We start from the raw sequence: 10,920 nt of genomic DNA on the forward strand, positions 1-10,920 counted from the left end.
AAACCGCAGGTCAGAATTTGTGAAAACTCGAAGAACGAACCATCTTTGCTGATTGATATATAAGCAAGGCAATATGACATGTTAATTTGCGTTGCTTGCAGCAACGCAAAGAGCGTCTATCGTGAGTACGGAAGGAGGTTTTTTAATATATCGGATTACGAAAGGAAGTTTTTAATAATGCTAAACGAAAATATCAAAGCGCTGAGAAAATCTAAGGGGCTTTCGCAGGATGACCTTGCTATCAAGCTGAACGTGGTGCGGCAAACGGTTTCAAAATGGGAACGAGGCCTGTCGGTCCCTGATTCTGAAATGCTTATTTCCATATCAGATGTATTCGAAGTCCCCACAAGCACGCTGCTTGGCGAGAACGTAACGGCAACTGAAACTGATGAACTAAAGGTCATATCAGAAAAGCTTGAGGTCATTAACTTTCAACTAGCGCAACAGAAAGAGGCTAGGAGAAAGCGGCTTCGCTGGTTTCTGATTCTACTGTGCGTTGCAATTTTCATCATCTTTGCAGCTCTATTAGGAATAGACGGATCGTATTTGGAATGGGACTATAGCAATCCTGAGACCGCTGTGATAGGAACCATTATCCATGGCTTTGAATGGGCTTTTGTCAGACTTGCCCCCATTGTTATGGCTGGCGCAGGTATCGGGATAATCCTCATAGAAAAAAAGAGTTATTAGCAAGCCTGCTGAAGATAAGAGCTATGAGCAGTTAGATCAGGCTCGATTGCTTATACACCTGCCAAAGTATTCTTAGTTGCGCTCAATTTTGCTGCGGTTGATTGTCGTCACTAATAAAAGAGTATTAGCGCTCGTTATCGTTCCTTGGCTTAAGGTCGATGCGTTCGCTGCCGTCCTGGCGCTCAAGGACTAAGCGCCAACCACAAGACACCCACCGGCATCGCGGCTTAAAGCCGAATGGCGTGATGAAGCAAAAAGTGGAAATGCGGCTATGTGATTGCCCAAAGAAAACGCCGCCCCTAGAAGCTAGGAACGGCCGTTCTCTTCAGTCTGAAAAACTGTAATCGGAGACGGCTTAGACCTATTGCAGTAGGTGCCGTCCGTCTTACATTGTAGCATCAGCTGCAATGTAAGCCAACTAAAAAAGAGAATCATGATTGCCGTATAGGAGCATGGTGAACCGCTTACGGGTAAAAGAGTGCCTACTGAACCACCCATAGGAAAAAGGAAGTCGTCGTCACGTTTATATACAAAGCGCTCTTATCAAGCGCACATCAAAGCGCTGCAAAAGTTTATTCCATAATGTGGACAATGCGACGATCGGGTACAAACCAGATAACGTTGACCACAAAGTAAAAGAGCACGGCAACCCAAGGCAGCCAAAACGCTATCACAGCACCGCTTGCATAGAGACACATCGCTATGCGCTCCTTGATGCGTTCGCCTAGCCTGTCGTCAAGGCTATACCGTGCACCGCGCTGCTTTGCCTCTTCACGTTCGCACTCAACTACACAGTGTTCAAGATACACATAGGTCCGATTGCATGCCAGCAAAATGACACCAAAAAATGATACTGTATGTGGGGCAAGCATATAAAGTGCCACCCAGCCCGTCGCAAAGCTCACGAGGCTCAGCGCAAAAAGCCATGCCATATTTGCCCACATGATTTTTTCAGAAACTTGTTCAATGGTATGAATCAGATGATGGTGGTTGCCCCAATAGATACCAGTCACGATAAAGCTTATTGCATAACAGAAAAAAGCAGGTGCTTGTACCAAGAGATTGGCATACGTATCTCCTTCTGGCAGTTGAAATGTCAGCAGGGTAATCGTAATAAAAATTGCAATACAGCCATCAGAAAAAGCTTCAAGTCTATCTGTTGTCATACGTCACACCGCCGTCAAACTCATAACCACCCGTATTAATAAGCACCCGTATTAAAAAGGCGACCCCGCGGGGCCGCCTCAGCCGTACACATTGTAAGAAGTACTAATCCTCAACCAGCTCGAACATATCAGCACCGACGCCGCAGACAGGGCAGACATAGTCATCAGGCAGCTCGGGGGTGTCGACGGTAACTTCATAGCCACAAACAGTGCAGCGGAACGTGTAGGTCTTCTCGTCAGCCATAACGGCTCCTCTCTTGACGGTTGGCGCACCTTGCGCTTGCAGGTAGGATACCACGTATAAACAATTTTAGACACAGGCCGAAAATGTTTTCATTCTCTAATACCGACTACGTTCCTTCAGTGCGCGCTGCATCTCGCGCTCGGACTGGCGCTGGGCCAAATCATGACGCTTGTCATAGAGCTTTTTGCCACGAGCAAGACCAATTTGGAGTTTTACGCGGTTGTGCTCGTCAAAATAAAGCTGCAACGGCACAATAGCCATACCGCGAATACGCAGCTTTTCATCAAGATAATTTATCTGACGCTTGTGCATAAGCAGGCGCCTGCGTCGATCGGGGTCAACATTCCATACCGTGCCATGTGAAAAGGGGTGGATATGCACGCCCACCAACCACAGCTGCCCATTGCGGACAATACAGTAGGAGTCTGAAATCTGACAAGCGCGCTCTCTCAGACTGCGCACTTCGGTGCCCGTAAGCTCAATACCTGCTTCCCAGGTTTCTTCAATCTCATACTCATGTCGAGCAGAACGATTGCGCGAGATAAGTTTTATATTACGCTTGTTTGTCTTTTGGGCCATACTGCTAAACCTCATCCGCTGTATTATCCGCACGGATAAGCTGCAGTAAGGCCATCGCCGCATCTTCACCCACCAAGTCGCGAGCACGCAGAGTCAACTGCGTTGCAAGCCCACGCTGGCCGGCATCCGCCACATCTGTTGCACACATCAGCAAGCAAATAGCAATCTCTGCATTTGCACCATCGGGCAACCCCTCTTCGCTCAAAAGCTTGCGCGCCTCAGCATCACTGAGGCTATCAGGATCGCGATCAGTGCCCTGCGCTTGTTCCAACGCTGCGGCAAGTGAGCCATCCTGTGCATCCAAGCGACGTGCCACCCTTAGTGCGGCTGCTGCAGCCTGGGGCTTATCCGTCTCGGCAAACCAATTTGCAAAATTCAAAAACGCACGGCAAAGATGTTGCACATTAGAGGCGCGTTCAAATACCGAATATGTCAGCGCCAAATACTCCTGCATATTCCCTGCTATACGGTATAAATCTGCAAGATTAAGCCTGTGCTCACAACCCATAGGGTTCCATCGCACCGCCTGAGTGAGCGCGCGCATCGCCGCTTCGTAATCACCTAGATGCACCTCAGCAAGTCCCAAGTCACCATACAGGCGCTCCAGTGGCTCACCCACATCGCGCAATTCGCGCGGATCCTCTTCAACACGACGATACGCCAAGCGCTCAAACAGCGACGGAAAGCTAAACCATTGCAGCTCATCGGTTGTCACACAATTTGCATCAACATAGCCTTCCGCATCTTCAGCCATGCGTACCAACAGCGTGTGAGCAGCCTCAGTCTCACCTTGGACAAGCAGACCTTCCGCTCGCAGAAGTTCTTCTTCTAATGTAGTAGGTGCATTCATCTTGTTCCTCTCATCATGTGAGGACAGTCTACCCGACTGGGCTCGCAGTGTTTCAGCGGGTATCACTTGCCAAGGCAAAATCAATCTGCCCACAAGCAGAATTGGTGTGCACAACGCGCACGGCCACGCGTTGTCCCACACGCCACACACGACCGCTTGCCTCTCCTCGCAGTGTCATGTGCGCATCATCAAAAAGATGCCATTCTGCCCCTAGCGCTCGCACAGGCAACAGGCCTTCCGCCAAGGTATCGTCAAGCGTCACAAAGAGTCCATAGCGCTCAACGCCCATAATGACTCCTGAGAAGGCTTCGCCTATGTGGTCGGAATAGTACTCTGCTATCTTTATCTTTTGTGACATTTTTCCTGCGGTATCTGCGATACGCTCGCGGTCAGAGCAGTTCCGGCAAATTTGGGGCAGTGCCTGGGCAATTTGGTGCTGCTCCTTACTTTCTCTTTGCTTAGCAAGCAAAGCCTTGAGTGCTCGATGCACCACTAAGTCGGGATAGCGCCTAATAGGCGAAGTAAAATGACAATATGCATCCGCACCTAATGCATAGTGGCCGAGATTTTCTGCCCTATAGACTGCTCTTTTTTGAGCGCGCAAAAGTAGAGCCGACACAAGCGGAGCCGAAGGCTGATCTCTCGCAGCGTCAAGTACTGCCTGAATAGCGTGTGGGCTACCCGCCACCAGCGCAGGCTCATCCTCCGCGTTGAGCACCCCTAGTTCGCGCAAGACTGGCAATGTCGCCTTGAGATCCTCACTCGTTGGTGCCTCATGTACGCGAAATGCCGCAGGAATCTGGGCTTGTACAAGCATTTGTGCCACAGCCTCATTAGCTGCAAGCATGGCTTCCTCAATAAGACTTGTTGCAGCAGTACGCCGGCGCACTTTAACGCCCATCGCATGTCCCGCCTTATCAAGCAAAACCTTAGATTCGCTTGTCTCAAAGTCAATCGAACCACGACATTGACGCATCTTGCGTCTGAGCGTCGCAATTTGGTTGAGTGTATGCAGCATTTCTGACACGGGCTGCTGTAACTTTTCTGCACAAGCTAGGTCTGTTGCCGTAACCTCTCCTGCCAACAATTGATCAACTCGGTCGTAATCCAAACGTGCTGACGAATGGATAACGGCAGGTATTGCCTTGCAAGATATGGTCTCACCCCGGGCGTTGAGCTGCATCAACACACTCATACTAAGGCGGTCAGTCTCAGGCATCAGCGAACACAAGTCATTGCAGAGTTTTTCGGGCAACATGGGAATGACGCGATCAACCAAATACGTCGAGCACGTACGACTTCGCGCTTCAAGGTCAATTGAAGATCCCCACGGGACAAAATGACTCACATCAGCAATATGCACATCAAGCTCAAAACCGCCATCAGCCAACGTGCGGGCGCCAACAGCATCATCAAAGTCACGGGCATCGCTAGGGTCAATCGTCACCGTAAGTAAATGCCGCAAATCGCACCGCGACACATCCTCTGCCAAAAGCTTTTCTACATCAAAGCTCAAGGCCTGAGCCTCACGAAGCACTGCTTCAGAAAAAGGTCCTGGCAAGCCATAAGAAGCAATCAATGCCTCAATATCCAAATCGAGTTCTGAACTCGTGCCGAGACGTTCGTCAATCGTCACCACGCCTGCCGAACGGCGGCTAGGATATTCCAAAATGCGTGCACGCACTACATCTCCTGGCTTAACGCCTAGACGCCGAGCAGAACTATCTTCTGGTAATACAAAAAAATCCCGTGCCAGACGGCCATCCAAAGGAGTTATCACTCCTAATGGATCTGCCAGCTCATAAAGGCCTACAAACTCACTGTGGGCACGCGTAATAACATCGCAAACCACCGCTAGACGCTCGTGTCTGCCGCGCTGCACTAACAGTACGTGAACCTCATCTCCATCCATCGCTTCGTGAATACCGCCACGAGCAACACCAAAACTTCCCTCGGCAGTATCCACGGTAGCAACGCCTTTGCGTTGCACATGCAATGTCCCCTGAATCGCTTGATGAGGACGGTGAAGGCCACCGCCGGAGTTACGGCGATGGCCTTTATGAATTCTCTTGCGGGACATATGCCCCTCTTCTGAACTATGTGATGCTCAACAACACATCACAACCGACTACTAAACCCTAAGATAGCGCCTCATAGCAATTGCAGAACCCAGCAGGCCAAGCAGTACGCCCATAATCAACAGCGCTCCATAAGTGCCCAGCACTATCCTTGGTGCAATCTTGAAAGATAGGAAGGACATGGCTGCAGACAGGCGCGGGAGCAGGGCTGCCTTGCCATAGTGCAAAGCAATAATGGCAAAGGTGGCGCCTAGACAAGCTTCCAACGCTGCTTCGGCAACAAAAGGCCCACGGATAAAACTATTAGAAGCGCCAACCAAACGCTCAATACCAATCTCACGACGACGTGCTGAGATAGCCAAGCGAATGGTGTTATTAATAAAGACAAAGGCAACAAAGGTAAGCAAAACAACCAGTGCAATCGTTGCTATGCGAATATAACGCGTTACGCTAAAGAGGCGCTCAACTGTCTCACGACCATACAGGACAGAAGCAGAAGGATCCTTGGCATCATCACAGAGCTTGGCAAAATCAGGATCAGCCGCCAACTGATCTGCGACCTGCTTGACCTTCTCAGGGTCATCCAACTTGATAACGAGCGATGCAGGTACAGGATTAATGCCATCTAAGGCGGCAACCGCTTCTTCAGCGTTGCGATTGCTCATGGTCTCACGATACTCTTTGAGTGCGGTCTCCTTGTCTTTGTAGACAACAGGAGGCTCAACATCTTTCCAGCCCTCAATCTTTGCTTGTAGGGCTTTGACCTCATCAAGGTTTTTGTTGACAGCATCATCAGACAGGAAGGCCTGAATGGTCACGCGATCTTCAACGCTGCCAACGAGACTGGTGAGAAGGGCGCTGCCCAACACAAAAGCACCGATAACAAAAAGGGATAAAAAGATAGTAATAGTGGCGCCTAAACAGGTACCAAAATTGCGGCGGAAATGTTTAACCGCTTCACGCATGGAGTAGCCGAAGTTAGACATAGTAACCGTAGCCTCCCCTCTCCTGGTCGCGGACGACATGGCCTGCCTCAAGCGTGATAACGCGCTTGCGCATGGAGTCAACCATCTCGCGGTCATGAGTGGCCATTACGACAGTGGTGCCAGCACGGTTAATACGGTCAAGCAATTTCATGATGCCCAGCGAAATTGCGGGGTCAAGATTACCTGTGGGCTCATCGCACACCAAAAGCGGTGGACGATTAACCATAGCTCGGGCGACGGCCACACGCTGCTGCTCGCCACCAGAAAGCTGGTCGGGATAATTGTCCATCTTTTCGCCGAGGCCCACGAGTCGGAGCACCTCAGGCACCTGGGCTTTAATGACAGACTTGGGCTTGCCAATGCACTCAAGAGCAAAAGCAACATTTTCGTAGGTAGTCTTGTCAGGCAGCAGTTTAAAGTCCTGAAAGACACAACCCAGCTGGCGACGCAGGTAGGGCACCTTACTGTTGCGCATCTTGGTAAGGTCTTGGCCTGCAACCAAAACCTGCCCCTGGCTAGCGCGAAGCTCACGAGTTAAAAGGCGGATAAAGGTGGATTTACCTGAGCCCGAATGTCCAACAATAAAGACAAACTCACCAGGATAGATATCCACACTCACATCTTCGAGTGCGGGTTTATTAGGCTGTGCAGGGTAGACCACTGTTACGCCACGCATCGAGATGGTAGGCGTGCCATTCCTAGGCACCGCTGGCGAATCTACGAAAGCATCGCTATAAGCAGGTGCAGCAGGAGTATCGACAGCCGAGATAACGGGTACTTGAGGAGCTGCTACAGGAGCTGCTGCCGAAGTAGTCTCAGGCATATCATAGGCAGGAGTTTCAGACCCTGCTGCAAGAGACGATACAGATGAGAGAGAATCGAATGCTGCCGACACCTCTTCATCAGACACCGTGCTTGCAAAGGCATCAGTATCAGTAATAGCAACAGAATCCATTATGGGAGCGGCCTCAGGGGCTGGTGTGACCTGTTCAACGAGAGTCTGATCCGCGACTTCAGCCACGGCCTTCTCGTCGTTTACTGTCACATCTCGGTCCGTCATCCCCTGTCGCTCTGAGCTGCGAAAGTGTTGAGCCACGAGATCTCCTTTGTTTTGTTCGCGACATGGACAGACTGATATATAGTACCAAAAATGCATGTAATTCATGCAAGCAGCAATCTGTCCATATGGATGCGACATAGCTCTTTTGTAGTTCTGCATTATGCAGCATCGCAAGGGTCCTTTTTGCTCGTCTTTGCCCTCCTCTATTTCCCGGAAAGTTTCTTAGACAGTTTTGTGGGCACACTTCCTCCCTAGATGATTCATTCTTCGGCCTCTTCCTCCCTAGATGGTTCGAGTTTCGGACTCCGAGAAAAAATTACCTGGTCTTTTACGGCACCTGACTGCGAAGAATGAACCATCTAAGAAATGCGCCTTCGAAGCTTGAACCATCTATCTGGTTTTGTGGCGCATATCTGGTTTTGTGCGCCATATCTTGTTTTGTGGCGCCAATCCTTATGTTTGTGACGCCAATCCTTAGCAATTAGCTTGTTTATGAGCAATGCTTTGCAAAAGATACGTTGATATGTTGCGAGGCACCCAGACATAGCGCAACAAAAAAATCTCCTCCGCACGTCATATGCGAAGGAGATTGTCGTATCACCTTTGATACAAAGCTACTTCAGAAAATCAGTAACTTGGGAAACGATATTCTGGGCACTCATACCATATTTGACAAGCAGTTCCACAGCAGGACCAGACTCACCAAAGGTATCGTTCATGCCAATTTTACGGACAGGTACAGGGTGCTTCTCTGCTAAAGCATCGCATACCGCACTACCCAAACCACCAATAATAGAATGCTCTTCTACCGTAACAACTTTGCCTGTTTTGTTTGCAGAAGAAACGATGAGCTCCTCATCAAGCGGCTTGATAGTGTGAATATTAATAACCTCAGCATCAATACCGGCTTGGGCAAGTTCCTCTGCCGCCTGTAAAGCTTCGCCTACCATCAGTCCAGTTGCCACAATAGTAACGTCTGTGCCTTTGCGCTCGATAATTCCGCGACCTAATTCGAACTTATACGTCGCCTCATCGTGAATCACAGGAGCAGCAAGGCGCCCAAAGCGCATATACATAGGACCCACAAACTCGTAAGCAGCCTTAACCAAGGCACGCGCCTCAACATCATCGGCGGGGCATACAACGGTCATTCCAGGGATGGTACGCATGAGGGCAATATCCTCATTACATTGATGAGAGGCACCGTCTTCGCCAACAGAAATACCTGCATGCGTGGCACCAATTTTTACGTTGAGATGAGGGTAGCCCACAGAGTTGCGAATCTGCTCAAAAGCACGCCCAGCTGCAAACATTGCAAAAGTGCTTGCAAAAGGCACGCGCCCCGTTGTCGCAATACCCGCGGCAACGCCAATGAGGTTAGTCTCAGCAATACCCACATTTATAAAACGCTCGGGATGCGCTGCCTTGAACTTTCCTGTCTGAGTGGCTGCCGCAAGGTCAGCATCAAGAACTACAAGGTCATCATGTTTGTTGCCAAGCTCTACGAGAGCTGCACCGTAACTTGCGCGGGTAGCAATTTTTTGTACATCGCTCACAGTTCCTCACCTGCCTTCGTCAGCTCAGCCATAGCTTCGGCATACTGTTCATCACTGGGAGCCTTGCCATGCCAGCCCACTTGGTCTTCCATAAAGGAAACGCCTTTGCCCTTGACAGTCTTGCAAATAATTGCGGTAGGCATACCCTGAGTCTCACGAGCCTCAGCAAAGGCAGCTCGCAGCTGATCAAAGTCACTACCATCAGCAACATTAATTACATGGAAGTTGAATGCACGGAATTTCTCATCAATAGGATAGGGTGGGTTGACCTCAGTGATAGGCCCATCTATCTGCAGATTGTTGTTATCAACAATAACGCAGAGGTTATCAAGCTTGTGGTTACCTGCAAGCATTGCAGCCTCCCACACCTGACCTTCCTCAATCTCGCCGTCCCCCAACAGCGCATACACGCGATTGGTATCGCCAAACATCTGAGCAGACAGAGCCATGCCTACCGCAACAGAGATGCCTTGCCCCAGCGAACCTGTTGACATATCAATACCTGGCGTGTCATTCATATTGGGATGACCTTGTAGGCGAGAGTCAACATGGCGCAGTGTCAACAGCCAATCCTTGGGGAAAAAGCCTTTTTCTGCCAACGTAGCGTAGAGGCCTGGTGCACAATGACCTTTGGACAGCACCAAGCGATCACGCTTGGGATCTGTAGGATTTGCTGGGTCAACATGCATTTCTTCAAAGTAGAGGTATGTGAAAATCTCGGTCGCAGACAGAGATCCGCCGGGATGGCCTGATTTTGCGGCATGAACGCCTGTCAGGATGCCTTTTCGAATCTCGTTTGCATGTCTCTTGAGTTCGATATTGTCCATATCAGTGCACATCCCTTCGTAAGAGAAGCGCGTACAAATTCTACTGGGCATCCAAAACCTTCTGCCAATCCTTGTCAAAACTCGCACGACCCTGATCGGTCAAAGGATGCTTGATAGCCTTCTTCAAGGCACCAAAGGGCACTGTAGCAATGTCGGCACCAAGAAGAGCTGCCTGGGTGATGTGGTTGGGGGTACGGACAGAAGCGGTGATGATCTCAACTTGATTGTCGACGTTTTTGCCAGACCAATCGTAGTTGTTGAGCACCTGTACCACGTTGGCCAACTGCTCGATACCATCCTCAGCAATATCATCAAAACGGCCAACAAAAGGCGAAATGTAGCGAGCGCCAGCAGCAGCAGCAAGCAGGGCCTGTGTGGGTGAGAATACCAATGTCATGTTGATGCGAACGCCTTCAGCGGCCAGCACGTGAGTTGCAGGGAGAGACTCCTCGCAGATGGGGAGCTTAACTACAATGTTGGGAGCCAAAGCAGAAAGCTCGCGACCCTCGCGAATCATGTCCTCTGTGGTCTTTGCCTGAGACTCTGCCGAAACAGGCAGACCCTTGCAAATCTCACAAATTTTGACCATGTGATCGTTAAAATCAGCAAGCTTGCCACCAGTCTTGGCATACAGACTTGGGTTGGTGGTAACACCAGACAGGACCCCCCAGCTTTCCGCCTCGCGGATCTCGTCTAGGTCTGCGGTATCGATGAAAAACTTCATTGTGGTCCCCTTTCACAGAAATCTTGCATAAACAAAGCTAAACAAAATGTACTACCAACGCCTGCGTTTCTGGCGATGATTACAAAGCCCCACAATAGTTTCTTTATCGCAGGTCACCTGGCTCATTTATCGCAGGTCACCTGGCTCATTTATCGCAGGT

The 10,920-nt window shown here is 50.0% G+C and carries 11 protein-coding genes; 1 reads left to right on the plus strand and 10 read right to left on the minus strand.

What is annotated here, in order from left to right; translation table 11 throughout:
* The first annotated feature begins 177 nt into the window (after positions 1-177).
* Positions 178-690: a helix-turn-helix domain-containing protein gene (locus tag Q0X25_RS05230; RefSeq protein WP_298579546.1), complete on the plus strand. Its 513-nt coding sequence runs from the start codon at positions 178-180 to the stop codon at positions 688-690.
* A 572-nt stretch (positions 691-1,262) separates the two neighbouring features.
* Here the strand turns inward: Q0X25_RS05230 and Q0X25_RS05235 are convergent.
* The 10 genes from Q0X25_RS05235 to Q0X25_RS05280 form a co-directional block, all read right to left on the minus strand.
* Positions 1,263-1,856, minus strand: a complete 594-nt coding sequence (locus Q0X25_RS05235; protein ID WP_298579549.1) for a TMEM175 family protein — start codon at positions 1,854-1,856, stop codon at positions 1,263-1,265.
* Between the two features lie 103 nt (positions 1,857-1,959).
* The gene (locus tag Q0X25_RS05240; protein WP_021735716.1) at positions 1,960-2,100 is read right to left on the minus strand and encodes a rubredoxin-like domain-containing protein; all 141 of its coding nucleotides are present in this window, start codon (positions 2,098-2,100) and stop codon (positions 1,960-1,962) included.
* Positions 2,101-2,196: 96 nt separating this feature from the next.
* Complete coding sequence (gene smpB / locus Q0X25_RS05245; protein WP_298579555.1) at positions 2,197-2,679, minus strand: SsrA-binding protein SmpB; 483 nt, start codon at positions 2,677-2,679, stop codon at positions 2,197-2,199.
* A gap of 4 nt (positions 2,680-2,683) precedes the next feature.
* Positions 2,684-3,529 (minus strand): hypothetical protein, encoded by an 846-nt coding sequence (locus tag Q0X25_RS05250; protein WP_298579557.1) that lies wholly within the window; start codon positions 3,527-3,529, stop codon positions 2,684-2,686.
* Positions 3,530-3,581: 52 nt separating this feature from the next.
* Positions 3,582-5,609, minus strand: a complete 2,028-nt coding sequence (gene rnr / locus Q0X25_RS05255; RefSeq protein WP_298579560.1) for a ribonuclease R — start codon at positions 5,607-5,609, stop codon at positions 3,582-3,584.
* Between the two features lie 51 nt (positions 5,610-5,660).
* Positions 5,661-6,593 carry an ABC transporter permease gene (locus Q0X25_RS05260; protein ID WP_298579562.1) on the minus strand — a complete coding sequence of 311 codons (933 nt, stop codon included), beginning with the start codon at positions 6,591-6,593 and terminating at the stop codon, positions 5,661-5,663.
* Complete coding sequence (gene ftsE, locus Q0X25_RS05265; RefSeq protein ID WP_298579565.1) at positions 6,586-7,689, minus strand: cell division ATP-binding protein FtsE; 1,104 nt, start codon at positions 7,687-7,689, stop codon at positions 6,586-6,588. Before ftsE ends, Q0X25_RS05260 begins: the two co-directional genes overlap by 8 nt.
* Positions 7,690-8,267: 578 nt before the next feature.
* A complete protein-coding gene (locus Q0X25_RS05270) occupies positions 8,268-9,209 on the minus strand; it encodes a transketolase family protein (RefSeq protein ID WP_298579568.1) in 942 nt (313 codons plus the stop codon).
* Positions 9,206-10,036, minus strand: coding sequence for a transketolase (locus Q0X25_RS05275; protein WP_298579571.1), 831 nt, complete (start codon positions 10,034-10,036; stop codon positions 9,206-9,208). Before Q0X25_RS05275 ends, Q0X25_RS05270 begins: the two co-directional genes overlap by 4 nt.
* A 40-nt stretch (positions 10,037-10,076) precedes the next feature.
* On the minus strand, positions 10,077-10,760 hold the full coding sequence (locus Q0X25_RS05280; RefSeq protein WP_021735806.1) for a transaldolase family protein: 684 nt from the start codon (positions 10,758-10,760) through the stop codon (positions 10,077-10,079).
* Positions 10,761-10,920 lie beyond the last annotated feature (160 nt).

Origin of the sequence: uncultured Olegusella sp., from assembly GCF_947253395.1 — a bacterium.
Lineage (GTDB): Bacteria > Actinomycetota > Coriobacteriia > Coriobacteriales > Atopobiaceae > Olegusella.